This window comes from Streptomyces sp. NPDC046379, assembly GCF_055587785.1.
In genome coordinates, this window is sequence record NZ_JBVJFP010000021.1 from 84,668 (window position 1) to 103,010 (window position 18,343).

The following is an 18,343-nucleotide window of genomic DNA, read 5'->3' on the forward strand; positions in this document are numbered from 1 at the left end:
GTACGAAGGCCCCGCGGGCCCCCGCACCCCGGTACAGGAGCCTCGTACGACCGCCCCACGCGGGAGAACCCCCGTACGCCCGCACGGGAGCCTGCTACGGCCTTCAGGCGTCGGTCAGCTCGACCTGGATGTCGACCTCGACCGGGGCGTCCAGCGGCAGCACCGCCACGCCCACGGCGCTGCGCGCGTGCACGCCCTTGTCGCCGAGGACCTCGCCGAGCAGCTCGCTGGCGCCGTTCAGCACGGCGGGCTGGCCGGTGAAATCGGAGGCGGAGGCGACATAGCCGACGACCTTCACGACGCGCGCGATGCGGTCCAGGTCGCCGGCGACGGACTTGACGGCCGCCAGGGCGTTCAGGGCGCAGATGCGGGCGAGGTCCTTGGCCTCCTCCGGGGTGACCTCGGCGCCGACCTTGCCGGTGACCGGGAGCCTGCCGTCCACCATCGGCAGCTGGCCGGCGGTGTGGACGTACGGCCCCGACCGCACGGCGGGCTGGTAGGCGGCCAGCGGCGGCACGACCTCCGGCAGTGCGAGGCCCAGCTCGGCGAGCCTCGCCTCGACCGCGCTCACGCCTGCTTCTCCCGCTTCAGGTAGGCCACGAGCTGCTCGGGGTTGTTCGGCCCGGGCACCACCTGGACGAGCTCCCAGCCGTCCTCGCCCCAGGTGTCCAGAATCTGCTTCGTGGCGTGGACGAGCAGCGGAACGGTTGCGTATTCCCACTTGGTCATGGCCCGACTGTATCGGCCCCGCCCGCGCGGCCCCGCCCGGCACCGAGTTGTCCACAGCCTCCCGGTTGGTTCGGGCGCCGACTGGTTACGCTCGAATACGTGAGCAGGCTCCAGGTCGTCAGCGGCAAGGGCGGGACCGGTAAGACGACGGTCGCCGCCGCCCTCGCGCTGGCCCTCGCCACGGAGGGGAAGCGGACGCTCCTCGTCGAGGTCGAGGGCCGGCAAGGCATCGCACAGCTCTTCGAAACAGAGGCGTTGCCCTACGAGGAGCGGAAGATCGCGGTCGCTCCGGGCGGCGGGGAGGTGTACGCCCTCGCCATCGACGCCGAACTGGCCCTTCTGGACTACCTCCAGATGTTCTACAAGCTCGGCAGCGCGGGCCGCGCCCTCAGGAAACTCGGCGCCATAGACTTCGCCACCACCATCGCGCCGGGCGTCCGCGACGTCCTGCTGACCGGCAAGGCGTGCGAGGCGGTCCGCCGCAAGGACAAGGCCGGCCGGTACGTGTACGACTTCGTCGTCATGGACGCCCCGCCCACCGGCCGCGTCACCCGCTTCCTCAACGTCAACGACGAGGTCGCCGGACTGGCGAAGATAGGGCCGATACACAATCAGGCGCAGGCCGTGATGCGGGTGCTCAAGTCCCCGGAGACCGCCGTGCACCTGGTGACGCTGCTGGAGGAGATGCCCGTCCAGGAGACCGCGGACGGCATCGCCGAGCTGCGCTCCGCCCGGCTCCCGGTGGGCCGCGTCGTGGTGAACATGGTGCGGCCGGAGGTCCTCGACCCCGCCGACCTGGAGCTGGTGCGGTCCGTCGGGCGCGGGGACGTGGCCCGGTCCCTGTCGGCCGCGGGGCTGGGCGGCGCCCGCCGCGGGCAGCACGCCGAGCGGCTGGTGGACCCGCTGCTCGCGCAGGCCGAGGAGTACGCCGCGCGCTACCGCCTGGAGCACGAACAGCGCTCCGTCCTCGGTGAGCTGGGCCTGCCGCTGCACGAACTGCCGCTGCTCGCCGAGGGCGTGGACCTGGCGGGCCTGTACGAACTGGCCACCGAGCTGCGGAAGCAGGGGATGTCATGAGCCCGGACCCGGCCCAGCAGTCCGACCCCGCCCGTCCCCGTCTGGGGCCCGCGCGCGTGCTGGACGTCGATCCGCTGCTGGACGACCCCGGAACCCGCATCGTGGTGTGCTGCGGCGCGGGCGGCGTCGGCAAGACCACCACGGCCGCGGCGCTCGGCCTGCGCGCCGCCGAGCGCGGCCGGAAGGTCGTCGTGCTCACCATCGACCCGGCGCGCCGGCTCGCCCAGTCCATGGGCATCGACTCCCTCGACAACACCCCGCGCCGGGTCAAGGGCATCGAGGGCGACGGCGAACTGCACGCCATGATGCTGGACATGAAGCGCACCTTCGACGAGATCGTCGAGGCGCACGCGGACCCCGAGCGGGCCGCCGCGATCCTGGCCAACCCCTTCTACCAGTCGCTCTCGGCGGGCTTCGCGGGCACGCAGGAGTACATGGCGATGGAGAAGCTGGGCCAGCTGCGGGCCCGGGACGAGTGGGACCTGATCGTCGTGGACACCCCGCCGTCCCGCTCGGCGCTGGATTTCCTGGACGCGCCGAAGCGGCTCGGCTCCTTCCTCGACGGCAAGCTGATCCGCGTCCTGCTGGCCCCTGCGAAGGTGGGCGGCCGGGCGGGGATGAAGTTCCTCAACGTCGGCATGTCGATGATGACGGGCGTCCTGGGCAAGCTGCTGGGGGGTCAGCTGCTGAAGGACGTCCAGACGTTCGTGGCGGCGATGGACTCGATGTTCGGGGGGTTCCGCACGCGCGCGGACGCCACGTACAAGCTGCTCCAGGCGCCCGGGACGGCGTTCCTGGTGGTGGCGGCCCCGGAGCGGGACGCGCTGCGCGAGGCCGCGTACTTCGTGGAGAGGCTGGCCGCGGAGGACATGCCGCTGGCCGGGCTGGTGCTCAACCGGGTCCACGGCAGCGGCGCCGACCGGCTGTCGGCCGAGCGGGCGCTCACCGCCGCGGAAAATCTTGAGGAGCCTCGCATTGTGGATCAGCGGGGCGGGAAAGCAGTACTTGGCAACTCCCCTGCCCTGGACGGCAGTTCAGAATCCCCCGACGAGTCCGGCGCGACGTCCCCGGCTTCCCCGGCCCGGCCCTCCGGCGAGTCCCCCGCCGCCACGGACCCGGCCGTCACGGACCTGGCCACGGACGCCGCTCCAGGCGACCTCGCGGATGCCGCCCCGAGCGACTCCGCGGACGGTGCCGACGACGCGGAGCGGTCCGTCGACCGGCTCACCGCACGCCTGCTGAGGCTGCACGCCGACCGCATGCACCTGCTCGCGCGGGAGCAGCGCACGCGTGACCGTTTCACCGCCCGCCACCCCGAGGTGGCGGTGACCGAGGTGGCCGCGCTCCCCGGCGACGTCCACGACCTCGCGGGTCTGCGGGACATCGGGCACCGGCTCGCGGCCAACCGTCAGGAGCTGCCGCAGACGGAGGTCTGACCAACCGGCAGGAGCTGCCCGAAACGGAGGTCCGACCGGGCGGAGACGGAAGTCCGACGGAGCGGACCTGCGCCGGAGCGACGGAAGTCCGAGGGGATTCCGCGCCGGGCGAGGGATCAGCCGACCGCCGCGTAGTTCTCGTACACCTCGTCGTTGTCGAGCGGTACGAGCCCGGCCCCGCGCTCGTACTCCGTCCGCGCCGTCTCCAGGAGCCGGCGCCAGGACGTGACGGTGGGCCGTCTGCGCAGCAGCGCGCGGCGTTCGCGCTCCGTCATGCCTCCCCACACGCCGAACTCGACGCGGTTGTCCAGCGCGTCGGCCAGGCACTCGGTCCGCACCGGGCATCCGGTGCACACCGCCTTGGCCCTGTTCTGCGCTGCTCCCTGAACGAACAGTTCATCCGGATCGGTAGTGCGGCAGGCCGCCTGCGCACTCCAGTCGGTTACCCAGCCCATACCGGCGCCGTCCTCTCCCGAATCGAGGCTCCCCCACGGCGGCAGCGGCATATTCACCGCCGCCAGTTGAGGACGTTACGGAAGGTGGGCACAGCGCAACACCCCCAGCGGGCCCAATCTTGAATGGTCCGAACGGACTATGGGTAAGCGGCAGATCACCCGGGGGAGTGAGCCCGCGACATGCGCGACGATCCCGGCATACCGGGGCGATTCAGTTGCGCCAGAGCGGATGCCGGAAAAAAGCCGGGGGGTCCGGAACGATTCGGGGTCGCCGGACGTATGGAATACATGGTCCTGCTGCTGTGACAGTTGAGAGCAGCTTAGGCCAAGGCCTGCCCGTGTGTCCGGCGAATGGAAAGGTCCGCACACCCCGCCACTCGCCCCGCCGCCGAGACGCGCGACCTCCCTCTTCCCCGTTCCCTCCACCCTCCGCCCGCCCCGGTCGCCGGACGACCAGCCACTCGACAAACACCCCACTCCCCCAGACGTCACAATCCAGGCAATTCGGCACTCGAACATCCCGAGCGCCGACCGCTCCTTCGGTTCGCTCATGACTTCGGATTAGGCTGCACTCATGCCAAAGAAGCGCTCGGGCGGTGGTCTGTCGCCAACCCAGCAGGCCGCCAAGTTCCTCGGTGTCAGTGTGCTCGCGGGAGCCGTGGCGGCCGGCATCGCCCTGCCCGCCGTCGGCGCGCTGGGCCTGGCGGCCAAGGGCTCGGTCGAGAGCTTCGACGAGCTCCCGGCCAACCTCAAGACTCCGCCGCTGAGCCAGCGCACCACCATCCTCGACGCCGACGGCGGCCAGATCGCCACCGTCTACTCGCGCGACCGCACGGTGGTGGAGCTCAAGGACATCTCGCCGTACATGCAGAAGGCGATCGTCGCGATCGAGGATTCGCGCTTCTACCAGCACGGCGCGGTCGACCTGAAGGGCGTCCTGCGTGCCCTCAACCGCAACGCGCAGAGCGGCGGCGTCGCCGAGGGCGCGTCCACGCTCACCCAGCAGTACGTGAAGAACGTCTTCGTGGAGGAGGCCGGCGACGACCCGACCAAGGTCGCGCAGGCCACCCAGCAGACCCTCGGCCGCAAGATCCGCGAGCTGAAGTACGCGATCCAGGTCGAGGAGGAGCTGGGCAAGAAGAAAATCCTCGAGAACTACCTGAACATCACCTTCTTCGGCCAGCAGGCGTACGGCGTCGAGGCCGCCGCCCAGCGCTACTTCTCCAAGCCGGCCAAGGACCTCAACCTCCAGGAGTCGGCCCTCCTCGCCGGCATCGTCCAGTCGCCCAGCCGCTACGACCCGGTGAACGACGAGGCCGAGGCGGTCAAGCGGCGCAACACCGTGCTGGAGCGCATGGCCGAGGTGGGCCACATCTCCCGCGCGCAGGCCGACGAGGCCAAGGAACAGCCGCTCGGTCTGAACGTCAGCCAGCCGAAGAACGGCTGCATCACGGCGGTCAAGGGCGCGGGCTTCTTCTGCGACTACGTGCGCGCCGTGTTCCTCGGCGACCCGGTCTTCGGCAAGACCAAGGAGGACCGGGCCAAGATCTGGAACCAGGGCGGCCTGACCATCCGCACCACGCTCGACCCGCAGGCGCAGGAATCGGTGCAGGCCTCGGTCAAGGACCACGTCAACCAGAACGACGACGTGGCCACCGCCGCGACGATCGTCGAGCCCGGCACCGGCAAGATCCTGGCGATGGGCCAGTCCCGCCCGTACGGCTTCGGCAAGAACGAGACGCAGATCAACCTCTCCGTCGACCAGAAGCTGGGCGGCGGCGCCGGTTACCAGCCCGGTTCGACGTTCAAGCCGATCGTGGCCGCGGCGGCCATCGAGGGCGGGATGCCGGCGACGAAGTCCTACGCCTCGCCGTACGAGATGGAGTACCCGAGCCCGGTCCCGGCCTGCGACGGCAAGACCTGGGTGAACCAGGAGCGCAGCAAGGTCGCCAACGAGAACGAGTCCGAGGTCGGCCCGTACGCCATGAAGGAGGCGACCGCCAAGTCGGTCAACACCTACTACGTCGAGCTGATCAGCGAGATCGGCATCTGCCCGGTGACCGAGATGGCGGCCAAGGTCGGCATCGACAAGCGGGCCGGCGGCACCCCGATCGAGCAGAACCCGTCGATCGCGCTCGGCACCATGGAGCAGTCCCCGCTGACCATGGCCAACGCCTACGCGGCCTTCGCCTCGCGCGGCATGTACTGCACCCCGGTCGCCATCGAGTCGATCAGCCAGAAGATCGGTGACAAGTCGAAGTCGCTGGCGGTGCCGAAGTCGACGTGCTCGCGCGCGATGTCCGAGACGACCGCCGACACCATCAACACCCTGCTGCGGGGCGTGGTCGAGGACGGCACGGGCACGCAGGCCGGCCTGGGCAGCCGTCCGAGCGCGGGCAAGACCGGTACGACGGACGAGCGGTTCGCGGCCTGGTTCGTGGGCTACACGCCGAACATGGCCGGCGCCGTCTGGGTCGGCGACCCCAAGCACGAGCGCAAGATGGTCGACATCACCATCGGCGGCGTCTGGCACGACAAGGTCTTCGGCGGCCAGGTGCCCGGCCCGATCTGGCGCGACATGATGACCGGCGCGCTGGAGGGCAAGCCCGCGCCCGACTTCACCCTCGTGGACATCCCCGACCCGCAGAAGCCGAAGGAGCGGGAGGACGAGGGCGGCAACGACGACAACCGGAACGGCGACGGCAACGGCCGCGGGAACGGCGGCGCCGTCGGCGGCCTGTTCGCCGGCGGCACCACCGGCGGCGACACCCCCGAGCCGACCTTCACCATCCCCGAGGGCTGGATCCAGGGCGGCGACAACGGCGGCGGGAACGGCAACGGGAACGGCGGCGGCAACTGGCCGTAGGCGGTGCGTGAGGAACGCGGTACGGCGATGGGGGCGCCCCCCTCCTCGAAGGAGGGGGGCGCCCCCATCGCCGTAGAGGTCCGTACAGGTCCGGAGCTGTCGGGTCCTGCACGGACCTGTCCGGACAGGGACGTACAGGGACGCACAGGACCGAGCACGCACACCGGCCCCGGTACTCGGCCTCCGGGCTCAGCCCGCGAGCAGCTTCTTCACCACGGCGGCGACCCGGCCGCCCTCGGCCTGGCCGGCCACCTTCGGGTTGACGATCTTCATGACCGCCCCCATGGCCCGCGGCCCCTCCGCCCCAGCGGCCCTGGCCTCGGCGACGGCCTGGGCGACGATGTCGTTCAGCTCCTCGTCGCTGAGCTGCTTGGGCAGGTACGCGGCGAGCACCTCGCCCTCCGCCTTCTCCCGCTCGGCGCTCTCGGCGCGACCACCCTGCGCGAAGGCCTCGGCCGCCTCGCGCCGCTTCTTCGCCTCCTTGGTGATCACCTTGAGGACCTCGTCGTCGGAGAGCTCGCGCTTCTCCTTGCCGGCGACCTCCTCCTTGGTGATGGCGGCGAGCGTCAGCCGGAGCGTCGAGGAGCGGAGCTCGTCGCGCTCCTTGATCGCGGCGTTGAGGTCTTCCTGCAGCTTCGACTTGAGCGTGGTCATGAGGTCGATTGTCGCAGGTGCCGAGGACTGGACGCCCATTGATTTCACGGGCGGTCGCCGGAGGGGACGCACCGTGCCCGCACCCGATGCCGGTCTGACACGATGGAAGGCATGCGCGCGCGATACGGAGTACCCCTGGGCATCACGGCGGTCGCGACCGCCGGTCTCGTCTACTCGGTCGGGTTCGAGGCCCGTTCCTTCCGGCTGCGACGGGTGACCGTCCCGGTCCTGCCGCCCGGCATGTCCCCCCTGCGCGTCCTGCACGTCTCCGACATCCACATGGTGAGCGGGCAGCGCAAGAAGCAGCGCTGGCTGCGCTCGCTGGCCGGCCTGCGCCCGGACTTCGTGATCAACACGGGCGACAACCTCTCCGACCCGGAGGGCGTCCCGGAGGTACTGGACGCACTGGGCCCGCTGCTGGAGTTCCCGGGCGCGTACGTCTTCGGCTCCAACGACTACTACGGCCCCAAGCTGCGCAACCCCGCCCGCTACCTGATCGAGAAGGCCCAGGGCAAGCACGGCCTCAACGGCAACGCGCCCGCGGTCGGCGTCATCCACAACCCGTGGGAGGACCTGCGGGACGGTTTCGACGCGGCGGGCTGGCTCAACCTCACCAACACACGGGGCACGCTGAAGATCGACGGCGTGTCCGTGGAGATGACCGGCGTGGACGACCCGCACATCAAGCGGGACCGGTACGCGGAGGTGGCGGGCGGCCCCTCGGTCACGGCCGACTTCTCGATGGGCGTGGTCCACGCGCCGTACCTGCGCAGCCTGGACGCCTTCACGGCCGACGGCTACCCCCTGATCCTGGCCGGCCACACCCACGGCGGCCAGCTGTGCATTCCCTTCTACGGCGCCCTGGTCACCAACTGCGACCTCGACACGGACCGCGTGAAGGGCCTGTCGACGCACACGGCGGACGGCCGTACGGCGTACCTGCACGTGTCGGCGGGCTGCGGTACGAACCGCTACACGCCGGTACGGTTCGCCTGCCCTCCGGAAGCGACGCTGATGACGCTGGTGGGTGCGGAGAGCCGCTGACCCGCTCGGCGTACCAGGCGTCGCCCGGTGTGCCCCGTTTCCCTACCGTTGGGGGCATGACGTCCCCCATACCCAGGGACATCCCGGACCTCCCCGCGATCCCGGGCATGCCCGCGCCGCGCCCCCCGACGGTCCCCGCGAGCGCGGTGGTGACGCCGGTACGCCGCCCCGTGGCCGCCGCATGCCGAGCCCTGACGGCAGCGGCGGCCACGACGGGCGTCACCCTCAGCCTCACCGCCGGCGCCCCCCCGCTCCACGCCCTGAGCCACTTCACGGTCCAGAGCGGCATCCTGCTGGCCCTGGCCTTCACGGCGTCGGCGTACCGATCCTGGTCGGCCCGCCCGCCACTCCCGGCGGCGGTGAGTGGCGCGGCCCTCCTGTACGCGCTGATCACGGCGGCGGTCCACCACCTCCTCCCGGCGCCCACCCCCTGGTCCGGGCCGGCGACCCTGCTCCTTCACACGACGCTCCCCATCGCCGCGGCCCTCGACTGGCTCCTCCTGACCACGCCCGGCCGCCTCCGCCTCCGCCACGCGGCCCCGTGGCTCCTCTACCCCCTGACCTACCTGGCCCTGTCCCTGGCCTGCGCCGCCCACCTGTCCCCCGACCACGTCCCCCCGTACCTCGACCCCACCGCCCACGGCTACCTGCCGGCCCTGAGCAACGCCCTCCTCCTCGGCCTCGCCGGCTACGCCCTGGCCCTGCTCCTCATCGCCCTGGACCACACCCGCCCGAACCCACTGCGCCGCCGCGCCAAAACCGGATTTCGTCTCCAGCCACCGGTGGGCTAAAGTAAACGACGTCGCCGCGACAGCGGCCGACGATCGGGGTGTAGCGCAGCTTGGCAGCGCGCTTCGTTCGGGACGAAGAGGTCGTGGGTTCAAATCCCGCCACCCCGACAGAGAAGTACCAGGTCGCCCGGGCTACTCACGTGAGTAGCCCGGGCGACCTGTCTTTGTGCGTGTCTATCTGCGTGACTACTGGTTCCCGCATGTCTACGGCCGCTGGGGATCAGCGCCGAAGATCCCATCCATGACCACGGCGCCGGTCTGGATCACAGGGCGGATCTGCTTCCGGTAGACCTCCTCGGTCACGGCCGTACCGGAGTGGCCGACGAGCCGGGAGATCTCCTCCAGCGGGACGCCACGGTCGGAGAGCAGCGACACGAAGCTGTGCCGGAGCTCCCGGGGCGTCCACTCGTCGGCGTCGATCCCGTCAATGTCCTTGAGCGTCTGGCGGAAGGCACGCCGGACGTTGGCGGCGTCGAGCGGCTTGCCGACGGCCGAGGAGAAGACGAGTCCGTGTTCCTCCCACTTGTCGCCGGCGGCGAGCCGGTCCCAGCCCTGATCTTCGAACTGCTGCCAGAGCGCTTCGACACAGCGCGCCGGCAGGGCGAGCGTGCGCCGGGACTTCCGCGTCTTGGTATCCCCACTCCGCCGGACCGAGCGCCACACGGCGATGTGCGGAGGCTGCGGCGGATCGAACTCCGGACGCCCCTTGAGAAAGACGTGGTCCCAGGTGAGGGCCCGCAGCTCCTCAGTACGGGCACCGGTCAGCAGCGCGACGACGATGTACGCGTACATCGAGGTCCCCTCAGCCCCCTTCAGCACGGCCTCAGCCTGAGCGAACGTGAGCGCCTTGGACGGTCGTCCCGCCTGCCCCTGGGGGACGGAGCACAGCTCGACGACGTTGCGCTTCACCTTGTCCCGCGCCATGGCCCGCTTGACCGCACGGTTCAGGCAGGAGTGGAGCGCCTGGAGAGTACGGGTGCTGAGCGTCCTGGCCTTGGTGGCCATCCAGCGGTCTACGTCCTCCGCACTGAGGTCGCGGAGCTTGCGCGCGCCGAGTGACGGGATGACGTGCTTCTCGCTCAGGAGCGTGGTCGTCTCCACGGTGCTGGGGTCGAGGCCGGCCAGGCCGTAGGTGAGCCAGTCCGTCACCGCGTCCTTGACCGTGTAGTTGGTGGGAGCGATGGCGAGACCGTCCTCATGGTCCCGCAACACCTCCTTCAGCTTGTTCTTCGCCTCCGTCTTGGTCTTGCCACTCCCCCGCTTCACGATCCGCTTGCCGCTCGGATCGAAGCCCAGGTTCGCCGTGGCGATCCAACGCTGTCTCTTCTCGTCCCAGTGCAGGCCGCCGTCACCGCGGCTACGACGCTTGGCCATCAGGCGGCTTCCTCGATCTCACGGGTGATGAAGTCGCGCAGGGCATCGGCGGGGATGCGGCGAGAACGGCCGACGGTGATGGAGACGAGCCGCCCGGAACGGATCAGGGCGTAGACCGTGGAGCGGCCGAGCCTGAGTCGCACCATGACTTCCGGCACGGTCAGCAGTTCCGGGGTGACGGTGGTCATGCTGCGGCTCCTTCCTGGGCGAGTTGATCGCGTAGGGCTTCACGGGCTGTCTCGCGGTTGAGTTGCAGGTCGCGCGCGATGGTCGCGGCGAGGACGGATTCGCCGGGGGTGTGGCCGTGGCCGGCGTACTGCCAGTCCGCCAGGACGAGCACGGTGTCCGGCGCCTGGTCGTCGAGGTCGATGCCGAGAGCGGCGCGTTCCTGCTCGGCGCGGAAGTCGGCGCGTGCCTGGCGCAGGGCGCCGAGGGTCGTCGAGTAGCGGCGGGACTTGGAGGAGAAGTGGCCGCGGAAGCCGAGCATGTGGGCCCAGGCCCAGAGCCGCCGGTCCGGATACAGCGCGTCCAGGTCGCGGCAGGCGGTGATCAGTCGGCGGGTGTGGTCCGGGACGCCGTGGCGATCGAGTTCGGCGAGTTCGCCGATGCGGCGATCCAGGGTGCCGGTGTTCTCGGCGGCTTTGGTCGCGTACTTGGCGACGTACGAGGCGACGGCCTGTTCTGTCAGGTCCGAGCCGTCCCCGAACGCCTTCACGGGGCGTACGTCGAGCTGCCGGCCCCAGCGGAAGGTGCGGGCGGGTTGGTCGTCGACGGCCGGGACGGAGACCGAGGTGTAGCCGTGCGCGGCGGCGGCCCGGATGGCGTCGTCGAGGAGCCGCACGGTGGCCCAGGACGGCGGGGCGGAGTCCGGGCCGTCGGGGCCGTCGACGCGGATGATGGCGTGGAAGTGGATGGCGCCGCGTTTCTGGAACTCGGCGACCTTGCCGTAGGAGAGGCGGGCGGCCTCTTTGAGTTCGCGTTGGGTGAGGCCGGCGCGGGCGGCGATCTCGCGGCGGAGGCGGTTGGTGAAGCGCTGCCAGAGCTGTCCGGCGTGGTTGTTGAAGAGGACGGCGCCGGCGTAGTCGTACGTGGTCGGGTCGAGGGCGGTGCCCAGTTCGGGGGCGTCCGGCGTGTGGGCGGTGCCGCAGCGGCAGGTGCCGGAGTCGGGGCGGTTGTGGACCGGGCCGAAGGAGGGGGCGGTGAGGGTGGCGAAGACGCGGGGGTGGTCGCGGACGGTGGCGGGGATGTCGCGGCGGTCGTCTCCGGCGAGGCCGGCGCGGATGAGGTGGTAGGTGTCGCCCGCGTAGGTCTGGGCGCAGGCCGGGCAGCGGGAGGCACGGCGGTTGCCGCAGGCGAGGCGGAGGCGTCCGCCCGGCTCGGTGGCGGTCGAGTAGTGGTGCAGGGTGGCGCCGGTGGTCTTGTCCTTGTGGGTGGTCCAGCCGGTGAGGTGGATGGGGTCGGCGCAGCCGCCGGTGCGGCGGATCTGGTCTTCCCATCGGTGGTAGTCGGGGGCCGAAGCCACCCTCAGCAGGTCGCCGAGGGTGATCGGGTCGAGCAGGTCAGACACGAGCGCCCTCCGGGTTGCGGCGGGCGGGGGCGGTGCGGGTGCCGGTGCCGTGGCAGGCCGGGCAGTCGGCGGTGATGGTGCGCGGGTGGCCGTGCGGGGTATGTCCGCCGGTCGTGATGGCGACGGAGGCGAAGCCGTCGCGGTTCAGGCAGGTGTGAGGTGCCGGGCGGGTGGGCTGCGGCATGCTGGAGCTTCCTTCCGGTTCCTTCGGGGATCGGGTGGGGACGGCGCCCGGGCGGCGGATGCTTGGCGGTATCGGAGCCGCCCGGGGGCCGGTCAGCGACGCTTGGCGTCGGCGTTGAGCAGGGAGCGCAGGACGACGGCGCAGACGGCGACCGAGGCGCCGGTGACGGCGACCGCCAGGAGCATGGAGACCAGGACGGCGCCGACGACCAGGACCACGGCGGTGCCGCCACCGACGAGGGCGAGCGCGGTGCCGGGGGTGAGCTGCACGACCGGCCGGGACGAGACCGGGGCGGCGGAGGCCGGCGGCGGGACCGGGGTGCCGGGCGTGACGGTGGTCGGTTCGACGACGGCGGCGGTGGGCGGGGTGACCAGGCCGGTCGGCTGGGGCATGGTCGGGAGCTGGGGCCGGAACATGAACGGTTCTCCTTTCGAGCGGGCGGGCGGGCGGGTTACTTGACGGCGGTGTCGATGACGGGGGCCAGGAGGCTGTCGGCGAGGAGGTAGCCGCCGAGGAGGAGTACGGCGATGAGCCACCAGGGCGGGCGGATGAGCTTGACGCCGAGGACTCCGACGCAGAGCAGGGCGAACCAGAGCGGGACGTCCATGGCGGTACCTCCGGTCAGTTGACGCGGCAGCGGTGGGTGCGGGCGGCGAGCTGGGCGGCGGAGCGCGCGGTGTAGTCGGCGGACCAGCCGCAGCGGTCGTTGGTGCACACGGCGGCGTGCACGGTGCGGCCGTGCCGGTCGCGGTGGGTGCCGATCTGCACGGGGCCGATCCGCATCACGGAGTGGAAGTGGTCGCGGGCGGGCATATCAGTCGGTCTCCGTTCGACTGGTCGTCGGGTCGGGGAAGGTGGCGCGGATTCCGGCGACGGTGGCCGGGCGGGGCGTGAGCCGGGCGGCTTCCTCGGCGAGCAGGTGGGCGAGGTAGGAGCGGCCGGCGGCGACCATGTCGCGGGCACCGTCGAGGTAGTCGGCGGCGGTCAGGCCGTAGGGGTCGGTGGTCATGGGTGGTGCCTTCCTTCCGGTCAGGCGAGCCGGGCGGCGATGGCGTCGGCGAGCTGGGCCGGGACGCCGAGGCGGGCGCGGAGGGTGTCGGGGTCGATCGGGGTGCCGGTCCGCTGCTCGTGGTCGTCGGCGACCTTGCGGGCGTGGTCGACCAGCGCGGCCGGGACCGGAGGAGCGGCCACCGCAGGCGGAGCCGGCGCGGGCTCAGGCTCGGGTGCGGGAAGCGCGGCGGGCTCCTCGGTGTCGGCCCCGGGCTCGGGGGCGTGCTCCCGGTCGATCTCGACGGCCGGGGGTTCGGGTGTGGGGTCGATGTCGGTGTCGGCCGGCGCTTCCGGCTCGGAGCGCGCGGCGGTGTGGGCGAGGAGCGTGCCGCCCATGAAGGCGAGCGCGGGCCAGGCGGCGACGAGGATGCGCAGCCAGGCCGGGACATCGTTCAGGTCGAGGAGGCCGGCGGTGGCGACGTTGGCGCCGAGGGACGCGACCAGGGCGATCACGAACCAGCACCAGGCCAGCCGGGTCGGTCCGTCGGTGCGCAGTCGGCGCCAGGCGGCGACCAGGAGCAGGTCGACGCTGATCGGGTAGGCCCAGGCTTTCCAGCCGTCCTGTCCGGCAGCGGCGGCGAGGTCGTGGAGGTGGGCGAAGGACAGCGCCCCGGCGATGACGGCCTGGACCAGGACGGCGTCGACGCGGAGAGCGGGGCGGGCCATCACGGTTCCCTTTCTGTCGTCAGGCATGGGAGGGGTAGGGACCCGGCGCGAAGGCGGTCGCGCCGACCGAGGGAGGGGTGAGGGTCAGGCCGTGGCGGGGGCCGACTTGGTCAGCCGGACCCGGGCCGGGGGAACCGCGGCGACGGCGGGGCGGAAGGCCGCCAGGGCGGGCACGTCGGGGGTGCGGTGGGCGTGCTTGTTGCAGATGTTGACGGCTTCGCGCAGCGAGGTGTGCGGTGCGCGGATGCGGTGCCAGCCGCCGGTGGAGTCTCCGGCGATGGCCAGCCCACGGGTCTCGGCGGGGATCTGGATCGCGGCCAGGACGGCATCAGGAGCGATGTCACCGAAGGCCATGTTCGCCGAGGTCTCGTCGTTGACGCGGTGGGCGGTACGCCCGGTGAGCTGGGCGCGGAGCATGGTGATGCCCTTGCCGAGTTCGGAGCCGAAGCGCTGCCCGCAGATCTCCAGGTAAATGCCGGCCGCGCGGCCGAGCTGGGCGAGACGGACCAGCGCGGTGATGATCCGGTCCCGTCGCTTCTCCTCCTCCTTGGAGGCGTACAGGGCGAGTTCGGCGACCTCGTCGACCAGGACCACGACCGGCACCGGCCGCAGATGCTCGGGCAGGTCCCAGATGTCGGAGGCGATCTCCGCATCCGGCACGGCGACGCTGATGCGCTGCTCGGCGCGGATGAGCTGATAGACGTCCGCCATGTGCCCCACGAGAGCTTCCAGCAGGTCCAAGGCGGTATCGGGGTCGTCGGCCAGCGCGGAGAACCGGCGAGCCAGCGGGAACAGCTCCACCCCTTGCTTGCAGTCGATGCCGACCAGGGCGACGTGCTGCGCGGCGAGGCCGGCGACCAGGTTGCGCTGGTAGACCGACTTCCCCGACTCCGTGGCGCCGAGGGTCAGCCCGTGCGGGACGGCGCGATAGTCGCGGTAGTGGACGGAGCCGTCCTCGCGCAGGGCGACCGGGATGCGCATCGGCCGGGTGTCGATCTTGGCGGGCATCTGCACCCGCTTCAGCACGTCGTAGCCGGTCATGCGTACCTCGACGACCCCGGAACGGATCTCGCGGGAGGTGACGCCGTACAGCCCGAAGGAGTGGCGGAGCCGGTCGGTGGCGGCGGCCACGTCGAAGGCGTCCTGTCCCGGCCTGAGCTTGAGCCGCAGCACCAGGCCGGTGCGGGTCGGACGCAGCCGCAGGATACGCGGTGCCCGGAACTCCGGAGCCTCCCGACCGGTCATCCGGGCCAGCGCCAGCCGCCACCGGGCCGGCGGAACGGTCAGCCCGCACGCGTCCATCACCGACGTGTACCGGACCAGGACCCGCACGGTGGCGAAGGCGACGCCGAAGGACAGCCAGTACCAGGCGGGGCGCCGCCACCGCAGGAGACCCGCGGCGGCAGCGACCACCAGCACAGCGACCACGAACCAGGTGGTGGTCATGGTCAGGCCGCCTTCGCGCCCGCAGCGGCCAGCGAGGTCACGGCGACCGCGCGGAAGGCGATGCCGTGCCGCTTCTGGCCGTTGAACTCGTTCTCCCACGGCCGGGCGATCAGACCCGTGAGCGCGACCGGGGTGCCCATGGCCAGCTCACCGGAGATGCCGGTCTCCGGGACGGTGACGGACAGAATCTCGACCTCGTCGTTGGCCGCGAACATCACATCCACGGTCATCAGCTTCACGCCGTCCGCGTCCAAGGCGATCTCACCGGTACGGCGGTCACGGACCTTGGGCTGAGCGGGCTTGGCGACCATCACGGTGGCGGCGGACGTGTCGACGGGGATCTGACGCATGAGGGAGACCCTTCCAGGGCGGGAGCGGCGTACTTGCTTGGCGGTGGGTCGCCGCTCCCGAACGTTGATGGCATGCCGCAGCAAAGCCGCGGAGTGTTCCGCGCTTCCTTCTGGTGCGCACCAGAAGGTTGCATCTGGTGCGCACCAGATGTCAAGCGCGATCGCCGGTCCGGCGCTTCAACTCGCCTGCCTGCGACACTCCCAGAGAAGCGCGCCGAGCAACACGGCGGTAGCCAACAGGGGTTAACAGCAACACCGTTAACCCCTTTCGACCTGCGACGATGTGAGGCATGCTGCTGTTACGACCCAACACCCCAACGTGGAGCGGCAGTACACGATGAGTGGACTCAAGGCAGCACGGACGGCGCGGGAATGGTCACAGGAACGTCTGGTGCGGGAGATCGAACACCATGCGCGTCAGCACATGCTCACCGTCGCCTCCACCGCGAGTTTGCGAGTGTACGTATCGGAGTGGGAGAACGGCCGCCGAACGATCTCCAGCCGCTACGCCAAGATCCTCCGCGTCCTGCTCGGCGTCACCGACGACGAACTGACCGGCACCCCGCAGTCACCGCCGGCACTCGCCCCGGCCGACGGATACGACGAGCTGATCGGCCGTATCGACGAGGCCCGAAACGTCAGCCTGACCATGGTCAAGACGTTCATGGACCAGACCGAACTACTCCGGACCATCGACCGGCAGATGGGCGCCGCCAGCCTGGTCGACGAGATGACCGCCCACCTGTCCCGCCTGGAAGACGCCCTCACCTTCGCGGTACTCCCGGAGACCCGGCGCCCGGTCGCCCTGGCCCTGGCCGGGGCGGCCACCCTGGCGGCCTGGCAGGCCCTCGACGTCGGAGCCGTGGAACGGGCGTGGCGCCACTACGAGCTGGGCAAGCGCGCCGCCCAGGAGGCCGAGGAGCCCATGTACCTCGCGCACGCCACCGCCGAGCAGGCATACGTCCTCTGCGACGCGGGACGCCCCGAGACGGCGGTCCACCTGGTCCGAGAGGCACAGCGACTTGGCGGACAGGGCATGTCCCCACGGCTCCGGGCATGGCTGTACGCGGCCGAAGCGGAGATCTGCGCCCGAGCCGGGCTCCAGGACGACTGCCGACGAGCCCTTGAGCACGCGATACAGCACCTGCCCGCCGGTGAGGACGCCCGTGATCCCGACATGCTGAGCATCTTCCTCAACGAAGGCCACCTCACCCGATGGCGCGGAAGCACACTGGCCCTGATCGGCGACGCCGAAGCGGTCGGCAGCCTCTACACCGCCCTGGAGACGACCGACCCCACGTTCGTCAGGGCATCGGCGGGACTGCGCTGCGACCTGGCGCAGGCCCATTTGGCACGCGGCGAGTACGCCGAGGCGCAGAAGCACCTGCGGCAGGCGCGACTGGTGGCAAGCCGAACCGGATCAGTACGTCACCGACGCCGCATCGAGCAGCTCACGCAACGCTTGTAGGCGAAGCGCCGGCATTCCGCGAAGCGAGCACGTGAAGGAGGGCGACGAGGGTCCCCGACCCCATCAGCTCACCGCGCTCCATCAGCCCAGGAATGTCGGACAGCGGAACCCACGCGATGTGCCCGGCCTCTTCCAGGTCGGTCGGTTCCCCGACCAGTTTGGCGCCATGCCCGACGAAGATTTCGTGCGGCGAGTCGACCATGCCGACCATGGGCTGATACGTGACGATGTGCTCCAGCGCGCTCGGCCGCCAGCCGGTCTCTTCCTCGACCTCACGCAGGGCAGCCTGTAGAGGTTCCTCGCCCTGGTCGACGATGCCGCCGGGGAGCTCCCAGCCGAAAGACTCGGGAACGAAGCGGTACCGCCACATCATGAGCACGCGGTCCTGGTCGTCGATGACCGCGGCGATGGCCACGTGGTGCAGCTTCACGACGTGGTGTTCGAAGCGGTCGACGCCGGGCGGCTCGACGTCGACGAGGCTCAGCTTCACCCAGCGGTTGTCATACAGCGTCCGCTCACCGTGAATCTGCCAGGGCTCGACATCGGCCGGCGCCTTGGTGGACACGGACCGATCCGGCACTCGGTAGGAACTCCGACCGTGGACCTCAACGACGCCTTCAGTGACGAGCTTGGCCAGCACCTGACGCAGGGCCGTACGACCGATCTCCAGCTCTTCCGACAGAGTCCGCTCGGATGGGAGCTTGGAACCTGGGGCGTACTTGCCCGCAGCGATCCACTCACGAATCGTGCGGTAGACCCGCTCCGACTTGGGTCCCATCCGGCGAGCACGCTCCTACCGTCGTCGAGTGTGTGTAGCTACACCAGCGTAGCCGCCGTGTGCCTACCCAGTAGGCATTCTCAGTGCGCATCGACTACCAGAACGATCTGTAGGAGCGCGGTACAACTTTCCCTACTTGATCAAGCCCCGGCTGCGCTCCGCTCCGCCGGGCGCGCTCCCGGCTCCGCTGCGGGCGCCGCTCCTGCCTTCGGCCCGCTCCGCCCGCGCTGCGCCGACGCGCGCCCTGGTTAGGGTGGGCCGGCAGCATGAGGTTAGAACAAGTCGTGGCTGGGGCGGTCGGCTCCACGGCTTTACTGGCCGTTCTCTATCCGTTCGTGTGCTTGGTCTGGTTCGAACGGGATGCTGGATCGGGTGAGTTGGCTGACGTCGGGGCATGAAGAGAAGGGC

22 protein-coding genes and 1 tRNA gene are annotated in these 18,343 nt (G+C 70.8%); 7 read left to right on the top strand and 16 right to left on the bottom strand.

Annotation, left to right across the window (positions count from 1 at the left end; all coding sequences use genetic code 11):
- Nucleotides 1-103 precede the first annotated feature (103 nt).
- On the bottom strand, nt 104-571 hold the full coding sequence (locus ACZ6KF_RS29460; RefSeq protein ID WP_356630636.1) for a RidA family protein: 468 nt from the start codon (nt 569-571) through the stop codon (nt 104-106).
- Nucleotides 568-729 carry a DUF4177 domain-containing protein gene (locus tag ACZ6KF_RS29465; RefSeq protein WP_003975360.1) on the bottom strand — a complete coding sequence of 54 codons (162 nt, stop codon included), beginning with the start codon at nt 727-729 and terminating at the stop codon, nt 568-570. Before ACZ6KF_RS29465 ends, ACZ6KF_RS29460 begins: the two co-directional genes overlap by 4 nt.
- A gap of 99 nt (nt 730-828) precedes the next feature.
- Between ACZ6KF_RS29465 and bagA the strand changes: the two genes are divergently transcribed.
- Together bagA and bagB are read left to right on the top strand one after the other, a co-directional pair.
- A complete protein-coding gene (gene bagA / locus ACZ6KF_RS29470; RefSeq protein ID WP_469241154.1) occupies nt 829-1,806 on the top strand; it encodes an ATPase BagA in 978 nt (325 codons plus the stop codon).
- Complete coding sequence (gene bagB / locus ACZ6KF_RS29475; protein WP_469241156.1) at nt 1,803-3,242, top strand: ATPase BagB; 1,440 nt, start codon at nt 1,803-1,805, stop codon at nt 3,240-3,242. Before bagA ends, bagB begins: the two co-directional genes overlap by 4 nt.
- Before the next feature lie 116 nt (nt 3,243-3,358).
- On the opposite strand, the gene wblA is transcribed toward bagB, so the two are convergent.
- The gene (gene wblA / locus ACZ6KF_RS29480; protein ID WP_356630630.1) at nt 3,359-3,697 is read right to left on the bottom strand and encodes a transcriptional regulator WblA; all 339 of its coding nucleotides are present in this window, start codon (nt 3,695-3,697) and stop codon (nt 3,359-3,361) included.
- Between the two features lie 574 nt (nt 3,698-4,271).
- Here wblA and ACZ6KF_RS29485 point away from each other — a divergent pair.
- The gene (locus ACZ6KF_RS29485) at nt 4,272-6,563 is read left to right on the top strand and encodes a transglycosylase domain-containing protein (protein ID WP_356630628.1); all 2,292 of its coding nucleotides are present in this window, start codon (nt 4,272-4,274) and stop codon (nt 6,561-6,563) included.
- A gap of 189 nt (nt 6,564-6,752) precedes the next feature.
- Here the strand turns inward: ACZ6KF_RS29485 and ACZ6KF_RS29490 are convergent, their stop codons facing one another.
- The gene (locus ACZ6KF_RS29490; protein ID WP_356630626.1) at nt 6,753-7,217 is read right to left on the bottom strand and encodes a GatB/YqeY domain-containing protein; all 465 of its coding nucleotides are present in this window, start codon (nt 7,215-7,217) and stop codon (nt 6,753-6,755) included.
- Between the two features lie 111 nt (nt 7,218-7,328).
- Here ACZ6KF_RS29490 and ACZ6KF_RS29495 point away from each other — a divergent pair, with 111 nt between their 5' ends.
- The 3 genes from ACZ6KF_RS29495 to ACZ6KF_RS29505 all read left to right on the top strand — a co-directional run bounded on the left by ACZ6KF_RS29495 (nt 7,329) and on the right by ACZ6KF_RS29505 (nt 9,160).
- Complete coding sequence (locus ACZ6KF_RS29495; RefSeq protein WP_469159508.1) at nt 7,329-8,261, top strand: metallophosphoesterase; 933 nt, start codon at nt 7,329-7,331, stop codon at nt 8,259-8,261.
- Nucleotides 8,262-8,317: 56 nt separating this feature from the next.
- Entirely contained in the window at nt 8,318-9,052 is a 735-nt protein-coding gene (locus ACZ6KF_RS29500; RefSeq protein ID WP_469241158.1) for a Pr6Pr family membrane protein, read from the top strand.
- A 34-nt stretch (nt 9,053-9,086) separates the two neighbouring features.
- Nucleotides 9,087-9,160, top strand: a tRNA-Pro gene (locus tag ACZ6KF_RS29505).
- A gap of 96 nt (nt 9,161-9,256) precedes the next feature.
- On the opposite strand, the gene ACZ6KF_RS29510 is transcribed toward ACZ6KF_RS29505, so the two are convergent.
- The 11 genes from ACZ6KF_RS29510 to ACZ6KF_RS29560 all read right to left on the bottom strand — a co-directional run bounded on the left by ACZ6KF_RS29510 (nt 9,257) and on the right by ACZ6KF_RS29560 (nt 15,689).
- Nucleotides 9,257-10,426, bottom strand: coding sequence for a site-specific integrase (locus ACZ6KF_RS29510; RefSeq protein WP_469241160.1), 1,170 nt, complete (start codon nt 10,424-10,426; stop codon nt 9,257-9,259).
- Complete coding sequence (locus ACZ6KF_RS29515) at nt 10,426-10,614, bottom strand: helix-turn-helix domain-containing protein (protein WP_469241162.1); 189 nt, start codon at nt 10,612-10,614, stop codon at nt 10,426-10,428. The genes ACZ6KF_RS29510 and ACZ6KF_RS29515 overlap by 1 nt, the downstream gene beginning before the upstream one ends.
- Entirely contained in the window at nt 10,611-11,993 is a 1,383-nt protein-coding gene (repSA, locus tag ACZ6KF_RS29520; protein WP_469241164.1) for a replication initiator protein RepSA, read from the bottom strand. The genes ACZ6KF_RS29515 and repSA overlap by 4 nt, the downstream gene beginning before the upstream one ends.
- On the bottom strand, nt 11,986-12,177 hold the full coding sequence (locus ACZ6KF_RS29525; RefSeq protein WP_469241166.1) for a hypothetical protein: 192 nt from the start codon (nt 12,175-12,177) through the stop codon (nt 11,986-11,988). The genes repSA and ACZ6KF_RS29525 overlap by 8 nt, the downstream gene beginning before the upstream one ends.
- Before the next feature lie 92 nt (nt 12,178-12,269).
- Entirely contained in the window at nt 12,270-12,593 is a 324-nt protein-coding gene (locus ACZ6KF_RS29530) for a SpdD-like protein (RefSeq protein ID WP_469241167.1), read from the bottom strand.
- 35 nt (nt 12,594-12,628) lie between these two features.
- Nucleotides 12,629-12,784, bottom strand: coding sequence for a hypothetical protein (locus ACZ6KF_RS29535; protein ID WP_011030192.1), 156 nt, complete (start codon nt 12,782-12,784; stop codon nt 12,629-12,631).
- Between the two features lie 14 nt (nt 12,785-12,798).
- Complete coding sequence (locus ACZ6KF_RS29540; protein WP_469241169.1) at nt 12,799-12,990, bottom strand: mobile element transfer protein; 192 nt, start codon at nt 12,988-12,990, stop codon at nt 12,799-12,801.
- Between the two features lies 1 nt (nt 12,991).
- Nucleotides 12,992-13,186: a hypothetical protein gene (locus ACZ6KF_RS29545; protein ID WP_469241171.1), complete on the bottom strand. Its 195-nt coding sequence runs from the start codon at nt 13,184-13,186 to the stop codon at nt 12,992-12,994.
- A gap of 20 nt (nt 13,187-13,206) precedes the next feature.
- A complete protein-coding gene (locus ACZ6KF_RS29550; protein ID WP_469241176.1) occupies nt 13,207-13,893 on the bottom strand; it encodes a DUF2637 domain-containing protein in 687 nt (228 codons plus the stop codon).
- Nucleotides 13,894-13,977: 84 nt separating this feature from the next.
- Nucleotides 13,978-15,339, bottom strand: a complete 1,362-nt coding sequence (locus ACZ6KF_RS29555) for an FtsK/SpoIIIE domain-containing protein (protein WP_469241173.1) — start codon at nt 15,337-15,339, stop codon at nt 13,978-13,980.
- 2 nt (nt 15,340-15,341) lie between these two features.
- Entirely contained in the window at nt 15,342-15,689 is a 348-nt protein-coding gene (locus ACZ6KF_RS29560; protein ID WP_391860514.1) for an SCO3933 family regulatory protein, read from the bottom strand.
- A 424-nt stretch (nt 15,690-16,113) separates the two neighbouring features.
- Here ACZ6KF_RS29560 and ACZ6KF_RS29565 point away from each other — a divergent pair, with 424 nt between their 5' ends.
- On the top strand, nt 16,114-17,157 hold the full coding sequence (locus tag ACZ6KF_RS29565; RefSeq protein WP_469241178.1) for an XRE family transcriptional regulator: 1,044 nt from the start codon (nt 16,114-16,116) through the stop codon (nt 17,155-17,157).
- Here the strand turns inward: ACZ6KF_RS29565 and ACZ6KF_RS29570 are convergent.
- A complete protein-coding gene (locus ACZ6KF_RS29570) occupies nt 17,141-17,935 on the bottom strand; it encodes an NUDIX domain-containing protein (protein ID WP_469241175.1) in 795 nt (264 codons plus the stop codon). The genes ACZ6KF_RS29565 and ACZ6KF_RS29570 overlap by 17 nt on opposite strands.
- Nucleotides 17,936-18,343 lie beyond the last annotated feature (408 nt).